This window comes from Mesorhizobium sp. P3_A2, assembly GCF_056403115.1.
On the sequence record NZ_JBFUGC010000006.1, the window covers coordinates 236,829 to 257,668 of the forward strand.

The window sequence follows — 20,840 nt, forward strand, 5'->3', positions numbered from 1 at the left end:
TCTAGTTCAGCGTAAGGCTGACGCCCGCGCCGACACCCCAGTTCCCGCCTGCTGTCGTGCCGGACAGGTTCGCTCGAACACGTCCCTCCTCGCTGGTGTAGCCGGCGCCGAAGGCCAGCGCCCCTTCGCCGCGCCAATAGCCTCCGCCAGCGGCCACGCTCAGCTTGCCGGGACGGTCGTCGTAGCGCAGCGAGGCGGCCGCCAGGCCGATCGCGGCAGCCTGGCGCGCCTCGCCCTTGACCTCGCCCATGTCCATGTTGAGCTGGCTGAGTTTGGAGTCCGCATATGCATTGGCTTGCTGAAGCGTGGTGGCCGCCACCTGGTTGGTGTAGGTCTTCGAATCCGCCAGGTTGAGCGACAGCCCGGTGTTGAGCTGCTGCACGTTGACTGCATCAGTGTTGGCAACGCCCGCCCCGACATTGTGGATGACGACCGGCGTGTTGGGGTCGCCGCCGGCAAGCGTTATCGAGTTGGATTTGCTGCCGTCCCCGTTCTTGTCGTACTGGACCGCGAACTCATTGAGATCGCCGACGCTCCCCTGCATGGCTTCGACGGCCTGGTTGGTGGCGTAGAGCTGACTGCCGTTGATGGCGTCGGTGGAGGTACCGCTGATCCTGCCCGCAGCGACATTGGTGACGGTGCGCTCGTTGCCGACGGTGCCGACGCTCACCGTGCTCGTCGGGGCTGTCCCGGCAAACGTGTAGTTCACGCCGTTGATCGTGGTGCCGGTGGTGGCGACCGCCGCCGCCGTCGTCGAGCCAGCGCCTAGCGCGACGCTGCCCGGCTCGTTGGCCGTGGCACCGGCGCCGAGCGCCACTGCCTGGGCTCCGTTGGTCGTCGAGTTGGTGCCGAGCGCGATGCTGTCGGCCTGGTTGACGGTCGAGTTCTGGCCGATCGCGATGCCCCCCGGCGCCGTCTGCTGCACGATGGCGCCGTTGCCGATGCCGATGCCGTTGTCGCCATTGACGGTGGTGCGCGGACCGACCGCAACCGAATCGACGCCGACCGCAAGCGAATCCGCGGATGTCGAGTTGGCGTGGAAGTACAGGCTTCCGGTCACCGCGAAGGAGCTCAGCGCGCCCTTCAGCTGGCGAAGCGTGACCGCGTCCTGGTCCGCGGTACCGTCGGCGACGTTGATGATCTGGCGGTAGGAGGTGGAGGTGCCGACCGAGACGGCGCCGAGCAAGGTCGCGTCGGTGGTGTTGTAGGGAACGAGGCCGGTGCCGGCGAGTATCGATCCCGATGCCGGCGCCACCGCACGGTCCGAAACCGAGCCGGAGCCCAGCGCTACTCCGTCGGCGACAGTGACCTGGGTGCCGCGGCCGAGCGCAAGCGAATTGGCGGCGGACGCGGTCGCCTGGTAGCCGACCGCGGACGAACCGACACCTTGCGCGAAGGCGTCGGTGATAGGCAGCGTCGTGTCGTTGGTGCGCACATAGCGGATGCCGTCGCCATTGGCGTCGGTGTAGGCCGTCGAGGTGTCGCCGGCGATGTTGCTGATGGCATTGCCGAGATTGGTGATGTCGGTGGTGTTGGCCGCGATGTCGGCGGTGTTGGCGGCGATATCGGTGGTGTTCTGCGTCACCTGCTGGTTGGTCGCAAACAGCTGCGAGCCGTTGACCGCATCGGTCGAGGAGCCGCTCAGTTGCCCGGCCGCGACGTTCTGGATCTGGCGCTCGGCGCCCACCGAGCCGACCGAGAAAGCGCCGGCCGGCGTCGCGCCCGCAAAGGTGTAGCTCACGCCGCCGATCGTCGTGCCGCCAACCGCGGTCGTGGTGCCGGAAACCGAATTCAGGCCGATCGCGACGTCCCCGGCATTGTTGGCCACGGCATTCGGGCCGACCGCGACGGAATCCGTGCCCAGCGCTTGGGAATCGGCCAGCGTCGAATTGGCATGGAAATACTTGATGCCGCCGCCGGTGCTGATGCTGTTGATCGTGTTGCCGAGATTGGTGATATCAGCGGTGTTGGCGGCGATATCGGTGGTGTTTTGCGTCACCTGCTGGTTGGTCGCGAACAGCTGCGAGCCGTTGATGGCGTCGGTCGATGAGTTGCTCAGCCGGCCCGCCGCGACATTGGTGATGGTCCGCTCCGCGCCGAGCGCGCCGACGCTGACGGTGCTCGTCGGCGTTGTGCCGGCGAAGCTGTAGGCCGTGCCGCCGATCGTCGCGCCGCTGGTGCCGACCGCCGTCGCGGTGACCGAGCCCGAGCCGAGCGCCACGTCGCCGGAGCTTGCCGCCGCCGTCGCGCCATTGCCGAGCGCGACATTGCCCGCAAGGCCGGCGGCGCCTGCGGTGGAGCCGTTGCCCAGCGCGACGGAGCCTTGCCCGATCGCCTTGTTGTTGTTGCCGATGGCGACGGCGCCTGCGGCTTGGTTTGCGGCGGTGGCGGTTGCCGTGCCGTCGCTGTTGGCGATGTTATTGGCGCCGCCGGTGAAGGCGCCGGTGCCACTGGCATAGCTGGGATCGCCGATGGCGACCGCGCCGTCGCCGTAAGCGGTGTTGCCGTAACCGATGGCGACAGCCTTGCCGCCATCGGCGATCGCCCCCGTGCCGATGGCGACGGAGTCGGCGGAGATCGCGCCGGCAGCGGTGCCGATGGCGATGGCATTCACGTCGAGTGTCACCGCGCCCGCTCCGATTGCTGTCGAGCTCGCCGCTGTCGCGATGGATGTCGTGCCGATAGCGATGGAATCGTCGCCTTGGGCAGTGGTGGAACGGCCACCCGCGAACGCACGGGCGCCGGTCGCTTTGGAGGTGGAACCAAGTGAAGTGGCGTATGTTCCGCTAGCCGTGGCGCCCAATCCCAGTGCGCTGGCATTTGCCGCTGTTGCTGCGGCGTTGTTACCGAGCGCAGTGGTGGAGACGTCCGTGGCCTGGGCTCCAGATCCCGCCGCGACCGACCCTACTCCGCTCGATACAGCCGAGTTGCCCAGAGCCAGTGCAAAATTGCCCGAAGCCGTGGCGACGTTGCCGAACGCTGCCGAGTTTTGCGCCGTTGCATTTGCCTGGGGACCAATGGCGATGGTATTGGTCGCCGTGGCCTTGCTCAGCACACCGAGCGCCGTGCTGGTGACGCCGGTCGCCTGGCTTTGGCGCCCCATCGCCATGGCGTCGACCTGAGACGCCGTCACATCGGTGCCGATGCCGATGGCGCCCTGGGCCAGCGCTCCCGATCCGGCGACAGTGCGCGAGCCGAGATAAACGGAGTTTATGGCACTAGCGGTCGCCTGGAAGCCGACGGCAACGGCATTTTGGTTGCCGGCAGTGGCGTTGGTACCTTGGGCAACGGTATCCACTCCCGACGCGGTCGTGCCATACCCGAGCGCGGTGGCGCGCAGCCCGGTCGCTCGGGAAACATAGCCGATCGCCGTCGAGTTCGTTCCGTCGGCACGCGCGTTCAGGCCAAAGGCGGCCGCACCTGCGGCTGCAACCGAGTTGACGCCAATGGAGCTTGCTCCGTCCGCAGTGGCCTGGGCATTCCCGCCCAACGCGAGGGCGTTGACGCCGGTCGCCTTCGCGAAGACACCTATGCCGATGGAGTTGAGGCCATTGACACTCATCGAATAGCCTATGGCGATCGAAGCATCGCCCGTTGCGCTGTTAGAGGTACCCAACGCCACGCTGTTCGCGCCATTCGCTTGCGTAGCGTTACCGATGGCGATGGCGTTGCCGCCGGTCGCCGAACCGCCGCCAGCCTGGTACTGTGCATGGGCCGGTGTGGCGAGGCCGAGCGCGGCGATTGCCCCCAGGCCTCCGATTATGCTGGCCGGGCTGATGCCGCAGGCCAGGGCCGAACGCACGCTGCTGCCGCTGCCGAGCGCGCCAAGCCCCAGGCGCTTGCGCCCCATGCCGAGCACGCGATAGGCCATGCGCAGCACCGCCATCAGGCGGCGGCGGACCGAGCGGCTGTCGGCCGCACCCGAGAGCCAGTTTCCGACAAATCCGGGAAGAAATTCGATCCTTCTCCGCTCCTCGACGTATCCGGTCATGCTACTTTTCCCTCGCAATTGCCGACGCGCCTTGATGTGCCGCATCATTCGCCTCGACGGCCAAAAAATCCTTGAAATTACCCGTCGTCTCTCGCAGCGAGAGACCTATCTTCGCACCTTGTTTTTCAATCAGCTGGCAGGCGCTCGCGACCCATGGCTGCGTCGGCTCGGGAACCGTGTGCAATGCGGCTTCGGTCCGCTCCGGCGACAGGTTTATCGCCACCACCGCGCGGCAAAGATCGAAATGAAATCCTGGATCGCCTTCGCAACAAGCCGGAGAGGTCAGTCCAAGCACGAAACACGCCAGAAGATGGTCGAGTTCCGCACCGCTGATCCGGCTGGCATATTGGCGTTGCAACGCGGCCCAGGCCGCTTCGGCCTTGGGTGCGAAGACTTCGATTTCCGCGAATTGAATGTCCATGGGACAATCCGACATGCCGCATCATCTGGTTGCCCCCGCCCCAAATGACTTTCCATCGCGACCATGAGCACGTTCGCGGCGTATGTATTTTGGAAAAGTCCGGAATCTTTGTAGGAAAATTCGGTCTTTGAGCGCTGAGTGGCAGGTGTGGCCGCTCTGCCACGCAACTTTCGGCTGCGGAGACGCGCCCGCAGCAAATATCACCGCTGCAGCTTCACCTGCTTAGGGGTTCTGCCGCGGTATTTCGACATGGTGACGGTCAGGTGGCTCTGATCTGAAAAGCCGCTCAGATGCGCGACTTCGGCTATCGACAGATCGCTCTTAACGAGAAGTCTCTCGGCGAAATCGAGACGCAGCCGCAGCAGATATTTGTGCGGCGGCTCGCCAAAGGTCTTGGTGAAAGCCTGGATGAAATGGCTCGGCGAAAGGCCGGAGAGTGCGGCTAGCTCGGCCACCGCGATCTTGCTGGAAAAGTTCACGTCCAGGAATTCCCGCACCCTCCGGGCACTGCGGTTCGACAGACCGCCCTTTGGACCTTGTGGCAACTTTCCCGCTCCTGCGTAGTTCCGAAGCATATGGACGCCGAACATGGTGACCAGCGAATCGACATAGAATTCGTTTGGAGTTTCCCGCTCCGTCAATTCCACCTTCAGCAGTTGCGCCAGCTGCAGAGCCTGAAGGTCGACGGTCCCGAGAGGCGGCGGCTGGAGCTCGGCTCGGCCAGTGCCGAATTCGCGCGCCGCCAGGTCAAGGAGGCTATCGGCGGTGAGCGCCACGATCATGCTCTCCATGGCGGATGACCACGTCACGCTGGCTTCGATGTTCGCCGGGATGACCACGATCATGCCGGTGTCGCCGTCATAATCGTGGACTTCGTCGTTGCCGAGCGAGACCCTTATCCCGGGCGAGGGCGCCAGCATGACCGCACCGAAATGCTCCACCGCCTTGAATGTGTGCGATCCCGGCGCGCGAACGGCATGAGCCGCGCCGCCCCGAAAGGTGACCATGCGCGCGCCCGCGTCTTCCTGAATTCCATCGAAGATGCTCTGGTCCGCGCGCCGCCGGCCTGTCCAGGTGCGCTCCAGAACGTCGCCTCTGTGTTGCATTTCCGTCGTGCCTCAGCCCTGTGCCGATCGATTGAACCTGTGCTGCATCGAGGCGCCCAGAATTCACGTGGATTCCAGAACGTTCCTTCGAACCTTAGAGGCGTTGCTTTATATTTAAAAGAAGGTTTTCAGCTGGAATAAAAATTTTGGCAGGACTTGGTCTATAAATCTACAGATTTTGCTTGTTTAGCGCGAACTAATCTGACGATTTGCCGATCTTATCTTACCATTTTGTGCCTAGTTGTTGTGCATCGCGCGCCGTTTCACAATCCAGCGTTGCATGCAGATAAATCGCGCGGCTACTGCCGAACCTGCTCGGCCTATGCCGCCATTGCGACGGACGCGCTCCCCGCATGGTGGCCCATCTCCGACCAGCGCTTTCGAGGATTATGTCCAGGACGCGCGGAGCTACCTGATCAGTGACCGTGCAGCGGCCCCGATACAGAACTATCCGGCTCGCGCAGGGCTGTTAAAGATCGCCTCGACGTTTCTCATACAGATCCCAGGACAGCTCAACCATGGCGAGAAGAACATCCTCCCGGTTCCACCCGGCGGCAACCGCCGCGTCGACAATTCCGCGGACGAGCGGCAGCAATTGGCGCTCGCATTCGGCCGACAGGTTGACCTCGGCGCTGTCAGCCGGCGGACTATCGAAGGCAAATCCCACCATTGGCGTTCCCCCGCCATCAATGATCTAATTAAACGTACATATCTGCAATTCTATTCCCGCCTAATATACATGCATCGGGGACGAAATACAGGAGAGCCGGAATTGACGGTGCGTGGGGCGCGTCGATTGCGCCGGCTCGATAGCTTGTCTGGAAGTCTTCCTTAGCCTCCTGCTGCCGGCATTGCATGTCTTGGATGTGGATCCCAGGCATCCGCGTAAAGCTATCGGAATCCTGGCAAAGTTTGCTGCATGGAGCGGCGAACCTGCCGCTTCACCAGCATCGACGAACGTCGATCAGTTCACCGGGCCGAGCAGGACCGAACCGTCCGGCACGCCGCCGTCGATCGGAATGGCTGTGCGGTTTGCGCTCGCTACCGTCGGCTGGCCGATATCGGACGTCACGATGACCGGGCTTTTCGACGGCACGCGGTCATAAAGGTCGATAATGTCCTGGTTGATCAGCCGAACGCAGCCCGACGAGACGGATTTGCCGATCGAGTTCCATTCCGGCGAGCCGTGCAGGCGATAGAGCGTGTCGACATTGTCATGGAAAAGGTAGAGCGCGCGGGCGCCGAGCGGGTTCTTGAGGCCGCCGGGCATGCCGCCATTCTTGGCGCTGTATTGCTCCAGCTCAGGCTGCCGGGCGACCATCTCATCTGGCGGCGTCCATTTCGGCCATTTCTGCTTCCACTGGACGACGGCGTCTCCCGACCATTCGAAGCCGGCGCGGCCGAGGCCGACGCCGTAACGGATCGCCTGGCCGCCCTCGCGCACCAGATAGAGGAAATGGTTGGTCGTATCGACGATGATGGTGCCGGGCCTCTGGCCGGTCGGATCGGGAACGATCTGGCGCAGGAACTGCGGGTCCATCTTCTTGATCGGAATGGCTGGGAGCTCGAAGCCGCTGTCCGAAATCGGGCCGTACATCGTCGCGTAGTCGCCGAGCGGCGGCTCTTCATAGGTCGGCGGCGGCTCGACCGGCGCTGGTTCCGGTCCGGTGGTGGTGCAGGCGGAGACCGCAATCGAGGCGGCGCCAAGGGCTGCGGCATTCAGAAAGCCGCGACGGCTCAGGCGATAGGGGTCGATTTCGGTCTTCAACATGGTTGCCTTTTTTTTGTCTCAAGTCGCAAGAAAGCGTGAATGCTTCCAGGCGGCGCAGTGTTGGTCTCCCCCAATGCCTGGCGCGATAGGCGGTTCCGATTCTGGCCTGAGGGTGGACAAACAAAGGCGAAGCTGTGACCGTCCTGCCACTGTTGCTCCAGGGCAACAGAGCCCTTAGAGCAGTTCATCGTTTCACAGAAACGCCGCCTGCTCTGCGTCTTTCCTTCTGCGCAATTTCCGGACGGAAAACCGTTTCACACTTTTCCTGGAATTGCTCTAGCCGCCTGTCAACAATCCTTCCAGCGACGGCAGGATCAGCGCCGGCGGGAAGTCCCTGTATTCCTCGGGCTGGTTGGCGCGGTTGATCCACACGGTGCGAAAACCGAATTTGGTCGCGCCGGCAATATCCCAGCGATTGGAGGACTGGAACGAGACCGCGCCTGGATAGAGGCGCCAGCCCGTCGCCACCATGTCGTAGGTCGACGGGTCGGTCTTGAAGCGCTTGACAGCATCGACCGAAAAGATGTTGTCCAGCACCTGGTCGAGGGCCGCCGATTTGACCGCCGCTTCCAGCATCTCGGGCGAGCCGTTGGAGAGGATTGCCAGCTTCGCGCCGGACGCTTTGAGCGCCTTGAGCACGGCCGGCACTTCCGGATAGCAGTCGAGCCGCCAATAAGCTTCGAGCAGCTTGGCCTTCAGTCCCTTGTCTGCCGATGGGACCTTGCGCAAGGCAAAGTCGAGCGCCTGTTCGGTGAGCTGCCAGAAATCGGCATAGCCGCCCATCAGCGTGCGCACCCAGGAATATTCCAGCTGCTTGGCGCGCCAGATTTCCGACAGAAGCTGGCCGTCCGGCCCGATCTCGCCGTCGTGACGGCGCACGGCGGCGTGCACGTCGAACAACGTGCCATAGGCGTCGAAAACGTAAGCCGCGTAATGCATGGCGACAGTTTTGAGGGCAGGCGGGCCAAGGTGCAAGCATCGATTGCAGACTTGATTGCTTTCTGGGCTCGCTGGCCTCAACAAAATCCGCCTGATGCCGGTTGACGGCGCCCGCCAAAGCATCTTCCAATGATACCAGACAGGCAGCATCGAAGCGGAACCGAGCAATGACACTGGCGACTGCGGCGCAATCGGCGACATGGACCTTCGTCGACGGCGACTGGTACGAAGGCAACGTCGCCATTCTTGGGCCGCGCAGCCATGCCATGTGGCTTGCCACCAGCGTCTTCGATGGCGCTCGCTGGTTCGAAGGCGTCGCCCCCGACCTCGAACTGCATGCCGCCAGGGTGAACGCCTCGGCGATCGCGCTCGGCCTGAAACCGTCGATGAGCGTCGACAAGATCGTCGGCCTGACCTGGGACGGACTGAAGAAGTTCGACGGCAAGACGGCGGTCTATATCAGGCCGATGTACTGGGCCGAGCATGGCGGCTATATGGGCGTGCCGGCCGATCCGGCATCGACCCGCTTCTGCCTTTGCCTCTACGAATCGCCGATGATCTCGCCGGCCGGCTTTTCGATCACCGTGTCGCCGTTCCGGCGGCCGACGATCGAGACCATGCCGACCAACGCCAAGGCAGGCTGCCTCTACCCCAACAATGGCCGCGCCATTCTCGAAGCCAAGATGCGCGGCTTCGACAATGCACTTGTGCTCGACATGCTGGGCAATGTCGCCGAGACCGGAACCTCCAACATCTTCCTGGTCAAGGACAGCCATGTGCTGACGCCGGCGCCGAACGGCACTTTCCTGTCCGGCATCACCCGCTCGCGCACCATGACGCTGCTTGGCGACTATGGCTTCAAGACCACCGAAAAGATGCTGTCGGTGCGCGACTTTCTCGAGGCCGACGAGATCTTTTCGACCGGAAACCATTCCAAGGTCGTGCCGATCACCCGCATCGAGGACCGCAATCTCCAGCCCGGGCCGGTGGCCAAGAAGGCGCGCGAGCTCTATTGGGAATGGGCGCATTCGACGCCTGCTGGCTGAGCCGCCGCGTCGTTTGCTGGGCGTTCTTTTTTGACGCAGCATCCTGTCCGCAAAACCGTGTGACACTTTTCCGGAACCCGCTTAGAAAGGAAGCGGCGCTTCATTCCGGAGTTGTTCCAGAACAATCCAGCCCTATCTTAATCCGGTATCCGCACCGGATTTTTCCATGAGGAGTATGACCGATGGCTTTTGAATTGCCCGCCTTGCCCTATGACTACGAGGCCCTGCAGCCCTACATGTCGAAAGAGACGCTGGAGTATCACCACGACAAGCACCACAAGGCCTATGTCGACAACGGCAACAAGCTGGCCGCTGAAGCCGGTCTTGGCGATCTGTCGGTCGAAGAGGTGGTCAAGCAGTCGTTCGGCAAGAATGCCGGCCTCTTCAACAACGCCGCCCAGCACTACAACCACATTCATTTCTGGAAGTGGATGAAGAAGGGCGGCGGCGGCAACAAGCTTCCCGGCGCCCTGCAGAAGGCGGTCGACGCCGACCTTGGCGGCTACGACAAGTTCAAGGCCGACTTCATCGCCGCCGGCACCACGCAGTTCGGTTCGGGCTGGGCCTGGGTCTCGGTCAAGGACGGCAAGCTGGCGATCTCCAAGACGCCAAACGGCGAGAACCCTCTGGTCCATGGCGCTTCGCCGATCCTCGGCGTCGATGTCTGGGAGCACTCCTATTACATCGACTACCGCAACGCGCGGCCGAAATATCTCGAGGCCTTCGTCGACAGCCTGATCAACTGGGACCATGTCCTCGAAATGTACGAAAAGGCGAAAGCCTGATCGATCCAGAAAGCCCCGGCATCCCCGGGGCTTTTCCTTTTTCAGATCGAAACGGAGGCACACTGTAAAGCGGCAGTTTCCGTGCGGCGAGCACGGAATAATCTCAGCCCGCCATCCGTTAACGTTAGGTCGCGACCCCTCATCATCCCGGAGCCAATTGAATGAGAAAGCTTGTTATCGCCATCTCTATGCTCAGCCTCGCCGCCTCGGCCGCTTTTGCCGATCCGATCCTCGACCGACAGGGACTGATGAAGGAGCGCGGAAAACTCGTCGGCGGCCTGTCGAAAATCGCCAAGGGGGAAGCAGACTTCGATGCCGCCGCCGTGTTGACGGCGCTACAGGCGCTGCAGGTCAATGCCGAGAAGGTCGATGTCGATGCGCTGTTCCCGGCCGGCAGCGACAGCGGTGACACCACCGCTTCGCCGAAAATCTGGGAAGACATGGCGGGCTTCAAGACCACGAACGAGAAATATGTCGCCGACGTCAAGGCCGCTGTCGCCGCCGCACCTGCCGATGTCGATGCGCTCAAGGCGCAGATCGGCACCCTCGGCAGCGATTGCGGCACCTGCCACCAGACCTATCGGGTGAAGAAGGGCTGATCCCGGGCAATGGCCCTGTTGAAAAAACTCGTCGGCGCCGCCCTTGTCCTGGGCGTCGCCGGCGCCGGGGCCGGCTCGTTGTTGTCGGCGCCAGTGAAACTCGACGCTGGAACCCTGGCGCAACTTGCCCCCGGCGACGCCGCCAGGGGCAAACGCATTTTCTATGCTGGCGGCTGCACCTCCTGTCACGCCAAGCCTGGGTCTGAGGGCGAAGCCCGCCTGCAGCTGGTCGGTGGCCTTCAGCTCAAGACGCCGTTCGGCACCTTCGTCCCACCTAACATCTCGCAGGATCCCAAGGACGGCATCGGCGCCTGGACGGTCGAGGACCTCGCCAACGCTATGCTGAAAGGCGTGTCGCCTTCCGGCGAGCATTTCTATCCGGCCTTTCCCTACGCGTCCTACGCCCGCATGAAGCCCGCTGACATTGCCGATCTCTATGCGTTCCTGAAGACGCTGCCGGCGGTCGCCGGCAAGGCGCCGGACAATTCCTTGAGCTTCCCCTTCAACATCCGCCGCGGTCTCGGCTTGTGGAAGCGGCTTTATCTCAGCAACCAGCCGGTGATCGCCTTGGCCGACGGCACGCCGGACCCAGTGCTGGCTGGCCGCTATCTCGTCGAGGGACCCGGCCATTGCGGTGAATGCCACACGCCGCGCGATTTCACCGGCGGCACCAAGAAAAGCCAGTGGCTGGCGGGTGCCACCGCCGCCGAAGGCAGCGGCATCGTGCCGAACATCACATCGGGCGAGGGTGGCATCGGCGATTGGTCGGAAGCCGACATCGCCAACTACCTCGAAACCGGTTTCACGCCCGAATTCGATTCCGTCGGCGGTGCCATGGTCGACGTGCAGCACAACATGGCCAAACTGCCGCCGGAAGATCGCGCGGCCATCGCCGCCTATCTCAAGGCAGTGCCGCCGCATCCCAATGGCTATCCGGCGCGAAGCAAGCCGGCTAAGTGATCCCGACTACAGGTGGCGATCGCCGAGGAAGTCGAAGCCCGTTTCGAAGAAGTGACTGTAATTGCAGGTCAGTTCCTCGCCGGGCGCGATGTCGCGCAAGGCATAGGTCTCTTCAGGGGAGGAGACATCGCAATTCGGTTCATCGTCATGGTTCATGTAGCGGGCATCGTCGGCTTCGAAGACGATGTAGTTCGGATCGCGGCGGTCGGGATAGGAATAGCGGTCGAGGTAGCTCTTCACCGGCCCGCTCTCGCCCTCATAGGTTTCGACGTCGATCAGCCGGTCGAAGCGCGGATCGAGCTTCCAGACCAACGTGCCCTTGGCGATGTGGGTCTTGGCGAAAACACCGATGCCCTGGATCGGCGATTTCTCGAGATAGGTGTCGACGAGTAGCATAGTGGACCCTTTGCGTATGTCGTGTCTGGAAGGCGCCGCGCATTGGGTAACGCGCAGCCATTGCAATTGCGAGTGAAAATGAGCGGCGCGGAATTCAAAAAGTGATGATCGGCACGCCGCGAAGGGGCGCGCCTTTCGCTCCGACATCAGCGCTGCTGCAAGGCCAGACGAACGCCCAACGCGCAGTAGATACCGCCGACCACCTTGCCTTGCCATTTCACCACCGATGGATTGCGGCGCAGGAAATTGCCGAGCCGGCCCGCACTTACGGCAAAGACGACTGTGCTGAAGAGGCCGAGCAGAACAAAGATTATGCCCAACGTCATCAGCTGGAGCATTACCGATCCGTTTTCAGGCCGCACGAACTGGGGCAGGAAGGCGAGGAAGAAAAGCGCGGTCTTTGGATTGAGCACCTCGGTCAGGACAGCCTGTCGAAACGCCTTGCCGGCGGAGATCGCAAGCGCTCCGGCAGTAGGGTTGGCCGGTGTTCTGTCGATGATCGCGCGAATGCCGAGGTAAACCAGATACGCCGCGCCAATGTATTTAACGATGCTGAACAGCGTTGCCGACGTGGCGATGATCGCCGAAATGCCGACCATCGCCATGACGGTATGGAACACATCGCCAGCCGCCACGCCGGCGCCCGTCGCGATGCCAACCCGGGTTCCCGAACTCGTCGCTCGCGCCACCGTCAAAAGTGTGGCTGGGCCTGGAATAAACACAAAGCCAAGCACAACACCCACGTAAGCCATCAAGGTGGATAGATCGATCATGACGCCTCCTTTGCAATCTCGGCCTTGCCCATCACCTTCAGCGCAAAGGAATAGGTATAAGCGATCTCCTCCAGTCTGGAAAACCGGCCCGACGCGCCGGCATGGCCGGAATCCATGTTGATCTTGAACAGCACCGGATTGTCACCGCACTTGCGCTCGCGCAGCCGCGCCACCCACTTGGCCGGTTCCCAATAGGTGACGCGCGGATCGGTGAGGCCGGCCAGCGCCAGGATCGGCGGGTAGTCGTGATCCGCGACATTGTCATAGGGCGAGTAGGCGGCGATGATCCGATAGTCCTCCGCTGATGCGATCGGATTGCCCCATTCCGGCCATTCCGGCGGCGTCAGCGGCAAGCTTGCGTCGAGCATGGTGGTCATCACGTCGACAAAGGGGACCTCGGCAACGATGGCGCCGAAACTGTGCGGCGCCATGTTGGCGATCGCGCCCATCAGCATGCCGCCGGCCGAGCCGCCTTGCGCTACGATGCGATCATGTTGTGTGTAACGCTCGGCGACGAGGTGCTGCGCGACGGCGATGAAATCGGTGAACGTGTTCATCTTGTGCGCCCGCTTGCCGTCGTCGTACCAGCCATAGCCCTTGTCCTTGCCGCCGCGGACATGGGCGATGGCAAAGACAAAGCCGCGGTCGACCAGCGAGAACCAGTTGGTATTGAAGGCGGCCGGAATGGCGATGCCGTAGGAGCCGTAGCCGTAAAGCAGGCAAGGTGCCGAGCCATCGAGCGGCGTGTCGCGGTGATGCAGAAGCGAGACCGGCACCAGCTCGCCATCGGCGGCGGGCGCCATCAGCCGGCGCGTGACATAGTGCTCCGGATCATGGCCGGAGGGCACTTCCTGGGTCTTCAGGAGCACGCGCTCGCGGCTGCGCATATTGTAGTCGAAGACCTGCGCCGGGGTCGTCATCGACGAATAGGTGAAGCGCATGATCTCGGTGTCGTATTCATAGGATCCCGAAAGGCCGAGCGAGAAGGCCTCTTCGTCGAACGAGATCAGATGCTCCTCGCCGCTGCGGCGGTCGCGCACGACGATGCGCGGCAGGCCTTCCTTGCGTTCGAGCCTGACCATATGGTCCTTGAAGCCGACCACCGACAGGATCAGCCGGCCCGGTTCGTGCGCCACCAGCTCTTCCCAGTTGGCGCGCACCGGGTCATCAGCCGGCGCCGTCATGATCTTGAAGTCCTTGGCGCCGTCGGCATTGGTGAGGATGAAGAAGATGTCGCCGCCCTCTTCCAGATCATATTGCAGGCCGATCTCGCGCATCGCCACCAGCTTGGGTTCGGCGAACGGCTCATCGGCGCGCATCAGGCGATATTCCGAGGTTTCGTGATCGTTGATGCCGATCATGATCCATTTATTGGAGCGCGTGCCGCCGACATCCATGAAGAAGCCGGGGTCGGTTTCCTCATAGATCAGCCGGTCATTTTGAGGGCTGTCGCCGAGCGCATGAAACAGCACCTTGGACGGGCGATGATTGTCGTCGAGCCTGGTGTAGAAGAAACCGTCATCGGCGGCATTCCAGGTACCGCCACCACTGGTGGCGTCTATCTGGTCAGGCAATTCCTTGCCGCTTGTGAGGTCGCGCACGCGCAGAGTGAAGAATTCGGAGCCCTTGTCGTCGAACGCCCACAAGAGCTTGCGGTGATCGGCCGAATGGTCGACGCCGCCGAGGCGGAAATACGGCTTGCCCTCGGCTTCCGCGTCGCCGTCGAGGAGGATCTGCTCATCGCCGCCATCACGCGGCATGCGGAAATAGCGTGGTTGTTCGCCGCCAAGCTTGAAGGATGAGCCATAGGCATAGGGCCCATCCTTCATCGGCACCGTCGAATCGTCTTCCTTGATGCGGCCTTTCATCTCGCCGAACAGCTGCTTCTGAAGCTCCAGCGTGTCGGCCATCAGCACTGTCTGATAGGCGTTCTCGGCTTCGAGATGGGCGCGAATGCGGCCGTCGAGCAGGGAAGGATCCCTGAACATCGCCTGCCAGTTATCCGCCCTAAGCCAGGCATAATCGTCGGTGCGGGTGAAGCCGTGATGCGTGTCGAAGACTGGGTGTTTCTCAGGGCTCGGCTGGCTGGCGGTCGGGAAGGCTGGGGTCTTGGTCATCGCGTCTCACTGAAGAAAGTTACTTGAATGGCAAATGAACACGCCGATCAGCGCGGGTTCAAGGGTAGGCAGGCATTGGTGGCGGCGGGCTCGGGAAGATGAGCCCGGAAGATGTCAGGAGGAGAGGATGATGAATTTCTATGTCAGCACCGCTGCGGCTCTCGCCGTCGCTTCGACCGTTCTGGCTTTCACCGGCCAGTCTCATGCAACCGCGTTCGCCGCTTGGCAAGTGGCTGGCGTGCCGTTCGGCGATACGCTCAACGTTCGCAAATATCCGTCCAACGCATCCCAGAAGCAGGCGGCCTATCCCAACGGGACCATCATGCAGATGACCGGCAAGTGCACCGGGGAGCTGAACCTTCTGGAGATCGCCGGCAAGCCGGACTGGAAACAGAAACAGGCAATTCGCTACCAATGGTGTCAAGTTTGGCACGATCCGGTGCAAAATGGTGGCTTCGTTGCTGGCTGGGTCTACGGAAAATACCTCGTTCCCTATTGAAGCCGGTCTGAAGCAGGTCTTCGTTCGGCGGGTTTCGTAAACACCTTGCAACTTCTGATTTTGTACGAATCCAGCAATTCAGCTATTCGAGCCTACAAAGCATAGGCTAAGCATCGCAATCCACTTTATGAGTCCTTGCTGATTTAGTGATGCATGACCTTACGTCATGCCAGTCCTGGTCCGACCAGAAAATATCGCGAAGTTACAGAGTGCACGAAAGATTGAAGCTGAAGAGCGACTATTCGATGAATATCGTTGAATATAGCGCAAGATGCGAATTGACTTACTTGGTTTACAGGCTCATTAAGATGCCCGGACGCGAATCCATGAAGCTCTTCCCGCGTGAAATTCGCGCCATGCCCGATCTCTCAAAAAGGGCGCAAACAGAAACATCTTTCGTTGGGGCCTGAAGACCATGGATATCGTCGAAACACCTTCCAAGAATAGCGATGCGCTGATCGAGCTGACCGCCGATGTGGTGGCCGCCTACGTCAGCAACAATCCCGTGCCAGTCGGCGAACTGCCGAATCTTATCGCCGACGTCCATGCTGCTCTCGGGCGCGTGGGCGGAGCAAGCGAACAGCCTCCGGCCGACAAACAGAAGCCAGCGGTAAACCCGAAGCGCTCTGTCCATGACGACTACATCGTCTGTCTCGAAGACGGCAAGAAATTCAAGTCACTGAAGCGTCATTTGATGACTCACTACGGTCTGACGCCCGATGAATACCGCGAGAAGTGGAACCTGGACGCCAGCTACCCGATGGTTGCCCCCAATTATGCCGCTGCCCGTTCGCAGCTGGCCAAGAAGATGGGCCTCGGTCGCAAGCGCAAGGGTCGGTAGCACCGGCTCCAGTTCGACAAGATCAACGGCGCCTTCGAGGCGCCGTTTTTGTTTCCGGAATTATGCGGTCTGCTTGAGCGCCATTTCGGCATCGCGCTTGATGCGCTTGACCATCGAGCGCAGACCGTTGGCGCGCTGCGGCGACAGATGTTCGTCGAGGCCGAGCGACTTCAGCGTCGCCTCGGCGTCGGTTTCCAGGATCTGGCTGGCGGACCGTCCCGAAAACAACGCCAGCATGATGGCGACCAGGCCGCGCACGATATGGGCGTCCGAATCGCCAGTGAAGGTGATGACGGGATCGGCGCCCGGGGCTTGTTCAGTGGTCAGCCAGACCTGGCTGACGCAGCCGGGCACCTTGTTCACGGCATTGCGTTCGGCGTCGGGAAATGGCGGCAGCGCTTCGCCGAGCTCGATCACATAGCGATAGCGGTCTTCCCACTCGTCGAGCAGGGAAAAGTCGTCGCGGATCGTCTGGATCGTCGTGGCCATTGCTTGGGATATAGTCATCCGCGGCCGCGGCGTCACGGAAAAAGAAGAAAAGCACCGCAGGCGCCGAGAGGTCCGACCGGCCTGCGGTGTCGCTGTAGAGACAGCGGAAACGATGTTAGTTCTTCGCCACCAGCTTGGCAGGGATGTTGACGGTCGCCGGCAGCACAATGTCCTCGGCGACGCTGCCGGTGGCCAGTGAGGTATCGGGCGACGTCTCGGGCTCGGTGCCCTGGTCGTCCAGCATGGCGGCGGCGATCTTGGCGGTTTCCTTGGCCCGGGCGGTGATCGTATGCATCGCCGACTTGCCGGTCTCGCAGACATCGGGCTTGCGCTCGCAAATACCGGCGATGTCGCCGACCGCCTCGCGCGCCGCAAACAGTGCCTGGATCGGCCCGACGCTCTCGTGGCCCTCTTCGTCGGAGCCGGCGCTCAGTGGCAGCGCCAGCACCAGCGAAAACCAGAACGCCATTCTTATCAGAAAGCCCATCGAATTGCCCTCTCGTCCATGACGGATCATGCGTCCATGCGCCATGACCTCTTTTATCACAGCGACAATGACGCATGAGGCGCAAAGGACGGCTTGCTTGCTCAGCGAAAATTTTCCTCAAATTTTAAGCAAATTCGAAACGAAGCACTTTGCAATGCATTGGCTTCAAATGCCGGCGGTTCTCTTCACCTTGCACTAACCATCTAAGCGATTGTTATGAATGGATATATCCAGAGGTGCTGGCATGCCGGCTCAGGATTTTGCCGCCGCAGGCACGCCTTTTGCACATAACGCTCCGTTTACTATGGCCGCAAATGACGGTGCATTCTGGCGCCTGCGCCGCGATTTTTGCCGCAGGGAGGTCGTTGTTCCGGTCAGCCTTATTCATTCCTTAAACGCTCGATGCGAGTTTCAAACAAACAAAAACGACCTGCAAAGCAGGGGCAGTCACGACCGGGTGCGAGTGCGTTGAGTTGAGTTTGATAAAGGCCAGATATCTTGAACTGCCTGGCGCGCTGGCGGCCGGTTGCGAACGCATGGTCCATCCGGCCATCGTTGGCCGGGACCACCGCCTGCGCCAGCGCCGGTTCATCGGCATCATGCTTGCCGCTCCGTTCTTTGCCGCGGGTGCCGCGGTGACACTGGTCACCTCGGGCATGGGCGCCGCCGTCACCGTCGCAACTATCTTTGCTGCCTTCGGTCTTTGCTGGTTCGCCGCCTTGCTGGTGGCGGCGTCGGGCAAGATGGCGCTGGTCGCCCAGGTCGCGCTTGCCGCCGGCGGTCTTGCCCTTGCCGGCGCCATCGCGGCAGCAGGCGGCCTGGCGTCGCCGGTAGCGCTGCTGGCTCTGGCGCTGCCATTCGAAGCCTGGTGGATCGCTGGTTCAAAGCGCGCGGCACTTTGGGGCGGCATTTCCGCCCTTGCCGCAGTGCTGCTGCAGCCCTTTGTCGGCACTGTCGTCCCGCTCGGCGCGGTGCAAGTCGCGGTGTGGCACTGGCTTCTGCCGTTGGCCTGGGGGCTGACGCTGGTTCCCAGGCTTGCAGCCCTTGGCGATGCCGCACGCGCGCAGCCCGCGCTGCTTCCAAGCGACCGCCTCGAGGACATGATCGACGCCGTTGTCCTGCATGTCGCCCGGCATGGCGAGGTCCTGGATGCCTCGGCCAAGGCGCGCACCATCCTGAAGCTGCCGCCGGAACTGCTTTTCGGCGCCGGCCTCTTTGACCGCATCCATCTGTCCGATCGCGTTGCTTATCTGAGCGCGCTTGCCGACCTGCGCGATGGCGCCCTGGCGCGGCGGCTCGATCTTCGGGTACGGCTGCCCCAGGACGGCAATGCTCCGATGGCCGACAATTACCGGCCATTCCAGCTCGAACTGGTTCGGGCCGAAGAGCAGCAGGAGACCTTCACCCTGCTGCTGCGCGAGAACGACGAGATCGCCGAACTGCGCGACGAGCTTGCCGCCGCCAATGAGGCGGCAGCGTCGGCCGAGGTGGCGAAAGGCCGCTTCCTGGCCGTGGTCAGCCACGAGCTTCGCACGCCGCTCAACGCCATCATCGGTTTTTCCGACATGCTGCTGCACGAGATGTTCGGCGGCTTCAAGGACCCCCGCCAGAAGGAATATGTCGGCCTGGTCCGGGATTCGGGCCAGCATCTGCTTGCCGTCGTTACCTCGATCCTGGACGTGTCGAGGATCGAGGCCGGCGCCTATGCGACCGAACCCGAACCGTTCCGCTTCATTGAGGCGGTCGAGATGTGCCAGTCGATGATGCAGCTGCAGGCCAACGCCAAGAACATCGACCTCCAGGCGCAGATTGCGCCCGATGCCGGTGAGATCAATGCCGACCGTCGCGCCGTGCAGCAGATCCTGATCAACCTCGTCTCCAATGCGATCAAGTTTACGCCCGACGGCGGTGATGTCGTCGTTGGCGCCAAGCGGATCGGCTCGCGGCTGCATTTCTGGGTCAGGGACACCGGCATCGGTATCGCCGAAGAGGATTTCGCCAATCTCGGCAAGCCGTTCATGCAGATCCAGAATGACTATACGCGCCGCTTCGAGGGCACTGGGCTCGGCCTGTCCCTGGTCAAGGGCCTCGTGGCCTTGCACGACGGCACGATGTCGATCGAGAGCATGCCGGGCGAGGGGACCACGGTCACGATCAGCCTGCCGGTGAACGGGCCGAAGAAACGCACGACCGACAGGAACGGCGTGCTGCCGATGCCCGCGACCAGGACGAAGGGCGACGCGAAAGGGGACAGGAATGGCTCGCTCCGCAAAACAGCCTAAGGCGGTCAAGCGCCGCAGCGGCGCTTTCGAGGCCGGCGCGATTGCGCTCGGCGGCGCGATCTCGCGCAATCCGGTCCTGGTCGGCGGCTCGACAGCCTTTCTGGTAACGCTGTTCTACGTTTCCGCCAACGCGCTGTGGTACCAGCCGTTTCCGCATGCCGGCGCCTTCTTCGCCACCCGCAGCATCGAGGGTTTTCCGCACCCCGGCGCGGACGAACCCGAAACCACCATCAACATACTGCGGCCTGGCCCGGCGCCGGCCAAGAGCGACCCGACCGTCGAGCAGGTGCAAGGCATCCTCAAGGACCTCGATTTCTACACCGGCACCGTCGACGGCATTTCCGGGCCGAATACCCATAAGGCCATCCAGGCCTACCAGCAGAAGGTCGGTCTGCCGGCATCCGGCGAGATCGACGCCGTCCTGCTCGACCAGCTCGGCGCCAAGCAGACGACGGCCGGTATTCCCCATCCGGCGCCACGGCCCGTGGATATGGCCGCTGCTCCCGCTGCCGCGCCCGAGGCTGCCCCCGCGCCAATTCCGGTCTCAGCACCGGCATCCGCCCAGGCGTCCGATCCTCGCATCGTCAAGATCCAGGCCGGGTTGAAGGCATTCGGCAATGACGACATGCAGCTCGACGGCGTCGTCGGCGCCCGCACCAAGGCCGCGATCAAGGAATTCCAGTCACTGTTCGGCCTGCCGCAGACCGGCGAGCCGGACGAGGTCGTCTACGTCAAGATGCGCGAGATCGGCCTGACCAACTGAGCGGTGGTGGCTAGCTGAGCCATCGCTCCGGGTCACGCATCCCATGAACAATTGCGACAGCTAACACGCCATAGGCGGTCGGCTCGTAGATGACGATATAGCGGCCCTCCACCAGAATTCGCGCCGTGCCGCTTAGCTCTGGGCGCGCCGCGCCCATGTTCGGCTGTTCGCAGGCTAACTCCAGCCTATCGAAAATGCGCGTGATCAGCTTGTCGGCTGCAGGCTCGTTGTCAGCAGCGATATGATGCCAGATGTCCTGCAAATCCTGTACGGCTCGAGGGGTGAGCCGGTATTTAGCCACGTGCGGCGCGTTCTGCTTTCAAGGCGCGTAGGAAGGCAGCACGATCCACATCCTGGCCATCGCCGCTGGCCATGCCCTCATCGTAAGCACGTTTGAGACGTTCCAATTCAAGCGTACGCAATTCCTCACGCTGCTCCCACAGGCGAAGCGCCTCCCTCACGATCTCGCTGTTCGAGGCATAGCCGCCACCATCGACGGCGTCTTGCAGGCGGGCTGCCTGCTTAGGCGTGAGCGATACCGTAAGCGTGCGCATGGGTTGAGCTTTCATGCCTTG

21 protein-coding genes are annotated in these 20,840 nt (G+C 62.3%); 8 read left to right on the plus strand and 13 right to left on the minus strand.

The genetic code is table 11. From position 1 onward, the window contains the following. Window position 1 precedes the first annotated feature (1 nt). The 6 genes from AC1DXM_RS16190 to AC1DXM_RS16215 all read right to left on the minus strand — a co-directional run bounded on the left by AC1DXM_RS16190 (window position 2) and on the right by AC1DXM_RS16215 (window position 8,228). The gene (locus AC1DXM_RS16190) at window positions 2–3,991 is read right to left on the minus strand and encodes a YadA-like family protein (protein WP_477234143.1); all 3,990 of its coding nucleotides are present in this window, start codon (window positions 3,989–3,991) and stop codon (window positions 2–4) included. Between the two features lies 1 nt (window position 3,992). Further along, on the minus strand, window positions 3,993–4,412 hold the full coding sequence (locus tag AC1DXM_RS16195) for a hypothetical protein (protein ID WP_477234145.1): 420 nt from the start codon (window positions 4,410–4,412) through the stop codon (window positions 3,993–3,995). Window positions 4,413–4,612: 200 nt separating this feature from the next. Continuing rightward, complete coding sequence (locus AC1DXM_RS16200) at window positions 4,613–5,518, minus strand: helix-turn-helix transcriptional regulator (RefSeq protein ID WP_477234147.1); 906 nt, start codon at window positions 5,516–5,518, stop codon at window positions 4,613–4,615. Window positions 5,519–5,987: 469 nt separating this feature from the next. Then, window positions 5,988–6,188 (minus strand): hypothetical protein, encoded by a 201-nt coding sequence (locus AC1DXM_RS16205; RefSeq protein WP_477234149.1) that lies wholly within the window; start codon window positions 6,186–6,188, stop codon window positions 5,988–5,990. 294 nt (window positions 6,189–6,482) lie between these two features. Beyond that, a complete protein-coding gene (locus AC1DXM_RS16210) occupies window positions 6,483–7,289 on the minus strand; it encodes a L,D-transpeptidase (RefSeq protein ID WP_477234151.1) in 807 nt (268 codons plus the stop codon). 276 nt (window positions 7,290–7,565) lie between these two features. Further along, on the minus strand, window positions 7,566–8,228 hold the full coding sequence (locus AC1DXM_RS16215; RefSeq protein ID WP_477234153.1) for a haloacid dehalogenase type II: 663 nt from the start codon (window positions 8,226–8,228) through the stop codon (window positions 7,566–7,568). 167 nt (window positions 8,229–8,395) lie between these two features. On the opposite strand from AC1DXM_RS16215, the gene AC1DXM_RS16220 reads away from it, so the two are divergent. The 4 genes from AC1DXM_RS16220 to AC1DXM_RS16235 all read left to right on the plus strand — a co-directional run bounded on the left by AC1DXM_RS16220 (window position 8,396) and on the right by AC1DXM_RS16235 (window position 11,618). Next, window positions 8,396–9,274, plus strand: a complete 879-nt coding sequence (locus tag AC1DXM_RS16220; RefSeq protein ID WP_112564120.1) for a branched-chain amino acid aminotransferase — start codon at window positions 8,396–8,398, stop codon at window positions 9,272–9,274. Between the two features lie 182 nt (window positions 9,275–9,456). Next, window positions 9,457–10,059, plus strand: a complete 603-nt coding sequence (locus AC1DXM_RS16225; RefSeq protein ID WP_142866647.1) for a superoxide dismutase — start codon at window positions 9,457–9,459, stop codon at window positions 10,057–10,059. A gap of 161 nt (window positions 10,060–10,220) precedes the next feature. Next, window positions 10,221–10,658, plus strand: a complete 438-nt coding sequence (locus AC1DXM_RS16230) for a c-type cytochrome (RefSeq protein WP_477234156.1) — start codon at window positions 10,221–10,223, stop codon at window positions 10,656–10,658. A 9-nt stretch (window positions 10,659–10,667) separates the two neighbouring features. Next, window positions 10,668–11,618, plus strand: coding sequence for a cytochrome c (locus tag AC1DXM_RS16235; protein ID WP_477234158.1), 951 nt, complete (start codon window positions 10,668–10,670; stop codon window positions 11,616–11,618). 6 nt (window positions 11,619–11,624) lie between these two features. On the opposite strand, the gene AC1DXM_RS16240 is transcribed toward AC1DXM_RS16235, so the two are convergent. From AC1DXM_RS16240 to AC1DXM_RS16250, 3 genes are all read right to left on the minus strand, one after another. Then, window positions 11,625–12,014 (minus strand): SET domain-containing protein, encoded by a 390-nt coding sequence (locus AC1DXM_RS16240; protein ID WP_112564128.1) that lies wholly within the window; start codon window positions 12,012–12,014, stop codon window positions 11,625–11,627. 146 nt (window positions 12,015–12,160) lie between these two features. Next, window positions 12,161–12,787 carry a LysE family translocator gene (locus AC1DXM_RS16245; protein ID WP_477234160.1) on the minus strand — a complete coding sequence of 209 codons (627 nt, stop codon included), beginning with the start codon at window positions 12,785–12,787 and terminating at the stop codon, window positions 12,161–12,163. Further along, window positions 12,784–14,904 (minus strand): S9 family peptidase, encoded by a 2,121-nt coding sequence (locus AC1DXM_RS16250; protein WP_477234162.1) that lies wholly within the window; start codon window positions 14,902–14,904, stop codon window positions 12,784–12,786. The genes AC1DXM_RS16245 and AC1DXM_RS16250 overlap by 4 nt, the downstream gene beginning before the upstream one ends. 127 nt (window positions 14,905–15,031) lie before the next feature. Between AC1DXM_RS16250 and AC1DXM_RS16255 the strand changes: the two genes are divergently transcribed. Further along, entirely contained in the window at window positions 15,032–15,403 is a 372-nt protein-coding gene (locus AC1DXM_RS16255; RefSeq protein ID WP_477234164.1) for an SH3 domain-containing protein, read from the plus strand. 415 nt (window positions 15,404–15,818) lie between these two features. After that, entirely contained in the window at window positions 15,819–16,244 is a 426-nt protein-coding gene (locus AC1DXM_RS16260) for a Ros/MucR family transcriptional regulator (protein WP_477234166.1), read from the plus strand. A 60-nt stretch (window positions 16,245–16,304) separates the two neighbouring features. Here the strand turns inward: AC1DXM_RS16260 and AC1DXM_RS16265 are convergent, their stop codons facing one another. Both AC1DXM_RS16265 and AC1DXM_RS16270 read right to left on the minus strand, forming a co-directional pair. Then, the gene (locus tag AC1DXM_RS16265) at window positions 16,305–16,733 is read right to left on the minus strand and encodes a SufE family protein (protein ID WP_352585234.1); all 429 of its coding nucleotides are present in this window, start codon (window positions 16,731–16,733) and stop codon (window positions 16,305–16,307) included. Between the two features lie 115 nt (window positions 16,734–16,848). Continuing rightward, window positions 16,849–17,220 carry a DUF5330 domain-containing protein gene (locus AC1DXM_RS16270; RefSeq protein ID WP_477234168.1) on the minus strand — a complete coding sequence of 124 codons (372 nt, stop codon included), beginning with the start codon at window positions 17,218–17,220 and terminating at the stop codon, window positions 16,849–16,851. Between the two features lie 536 nt (window positions 17,221–17,756). Here AC1DXM_RS16270 and AC1DXM_RS16275 point away from each other — a divergent pair. Further along, on the plus strand, window positions 17,757–19,502 hold the full coding sequence (locus AC1DXM_RS16275; protein WP_477234373.1) for a PAS domain-containing sensor histidine kinase: 1,746 nt from the start codon (window positions 17,757–17,759) through the stop codon (window positions 19,500–19,502). Next, on the plus strand, window positions 19,477–20,265 hold the full coding sequence (locus AC1DXM_RS16280) for a peptidoglycan-binding domain-containing protein (RefSeq protein WP_477234170.1): 789 nt from the start codon (window positions 19,477–19,479) through the stop codon (window positions 20,263–20,265). Before AC1DXM_RS16275 ends, AC1DXM_RS16280 begins: the two co-directional genes overlap by 26 nt. A gap of 10 nt (window positions 20,266–20,275) precedes the next feature. Here the strand turns inward: AC1DXM_RS16280 and AC1DXM_RS16285 are convergent, their stop codons facing one another. Then, window positions 20,276–20,566: a type II toxin-antitoxin system RelE/ParE family toxin gene (locus tag AC1DXM_RS16285; RefSeq protein ID WP_436258997.1), complete on the minus strand. Its 291-nt coding sequence runs from the start codon at window positions 20,564–20,566 to the stop codon at window positions 20,276–20,278. After that, window positions 20,559–20,819 (minus strand): ribbon-helix-helix domain-containing protein, encoded by a 261-nt coding sequence (locus tag AC1DXM_RS16290; protein ID WP_436258998.1) that lies wholly within the window; start codon window positions 20,817–20,819, stop codon window positions 20,559–20,561. Before AC1DXM_RS16290 ends, AC1DXM_RS16285 begins: the two co-directional genes overlap by 8 nt. Between the last annotated feature and the right edge of the window lie 21 nt (window positions 20,820–20,840).

Bases quoted from the DNA above. Each gene is read 5' to 3' on its own strand.
- AC1DXM_RS16270 (WP_477234168.1), bottom strand. From the start codon at position 17,220: ATGGGCTTTCTGATAAGAATGGCGTTCTGGTTTTCGCTGGTGCTGGCG.
- AC1DXM_RS16190 (WP_477234143.1), bottom strand. From the start codon at position 3,991: ATGACCGGATACGTCGAGGAGCGGAGAAGGATCGAATTTCTTCCCGGA.
- AC1DXM_RS16205 (WP_477234149.1), bottom strand. From the start codon at position 6,188: ATGGTGGGATTTGCCTTCGATAGTCCGCCGGCTGACAGCGCCGAGGTC.
- AC1DXM_RS16290 (WP_436258998.1), bottom strand. From the start codon at position 20,819: ATGCGCACGCTTACGGTATCGCTCACGCCTAAGCAGGCAGCCCGCCTG.
- AC1DXM_RS16275 (WP_477234373.1), top strand. From the start codon at position 17,757: ATGGTCCATCCGGCCATCGTTGGCCGGGACCACCGCCTGCGCCAGCGC.
- AC1DXM_RS16215 (WP_477234153.1), bottom strand. From the start codon at position 8,228: ATGCATTACGCGGCTTACGTTTTCGACGCCTATGGCACGTTGTTCGAC.
- AC1DXM_RS16260 (WP_477234166.1), top strand. From the start codon at position 15,819: ATGGATATCGTCGAAACACCTTCCAAGAATAGCGATGCGCTGATCGAG.
- AC1DXM_RS16235 (WP_477234158.1), top strand. From the start codon at position 10,668: ATGGCCCTGTTGAAAAAACTCGTCGGCGCCGCCCTTGTCCTGGGCGTC.
- AC1DXM_RS16245 (WP_477234160.1), bottom strand. From the start codon at position 12,787: ATGATCGATCTATCCACCTTGATGGCTTACGTGGGTGTTGTGCTTGGC.
- AC1DXM_RS16280 (WP_477234170.1), top strand. From the start codon at position 19,477: ATGGCTCGCTCCGCAAAACAGCCTAAGGCGGTCAAGCGCCGCAGCGGC.
- AC1DXM_RS16195 (WP_477234145.1), bottom strand. From the start codon at position 4,412: ATGGACATTCAATTCGCGGAAATCGAAGTCTTCGCACCCAAGGCCGAA.
- AC1DXM_RS16255 (WP_477234164.1), top strand. From the start codon at position 15,032: ATGATGAATTTCTATGTCAGCACCGCTGCGGCTCTCGCCGTCGCTTCG.
- AC1DXM_RS16225 (WP_142866647.1), top strand. From the start codon at position 9,457: ATGGCTTTTGAATTGCCCGCCTTGCCCTATGACTACGAGGCCCTGCAG.
- AC1DXM_RS16230 (WP_477234156.1), top strand. From the start codon at position 10,221: ATGAGAAAGCTTGTTATCGCCATCTCTATGCTCAGCCTCGCCGCCTCG.
- AC1DXM_RS16265 (WP_352585234.1), bottom strand. From the start codon at position 16,733: ATGGCCACGACGATCCAGACGATCCGCGACGACTTTTCCCTGCTCGAC.
- AC1DXM_RS16210 (WP_477234151.1), bottom strand. From the start codon at position 7,289: ATGTTGAAGACCGAAATCGACCCCTATCGCCTGAGCCGTCGCGGCTTT.
- AC1DXM_RS16240 (WP_112564128.1), bottom strand. From the start codon at position 12,014: ATGCTACTCGTCGACACCTATCTCGAGAAATCGCCGATCCAGGGCATC.
- AC1DXM_RS16220 (WP_112564120.1), top strand. From the start codon at position 8,396: ATGACACTGGCGACTGCGGCGCAATCGGCGACATGGACCTTCGTCGAC.
- AC1DXM_RS16250 (WP_477234162.1), bottom strand. From the start codon at position 14,904: ATGACCAAGACCCCAGCCTTCCCGACCGCCAGCCAGCCGAGCCCTGAG.
- AC1DXM_RS16200 (WP_477234147.1), bottom strand. From the start codon at position 5,518: ATGCAACACAGAGGCGACGTTCTGGAGCGCACCTGGACAGGCCGGCGG.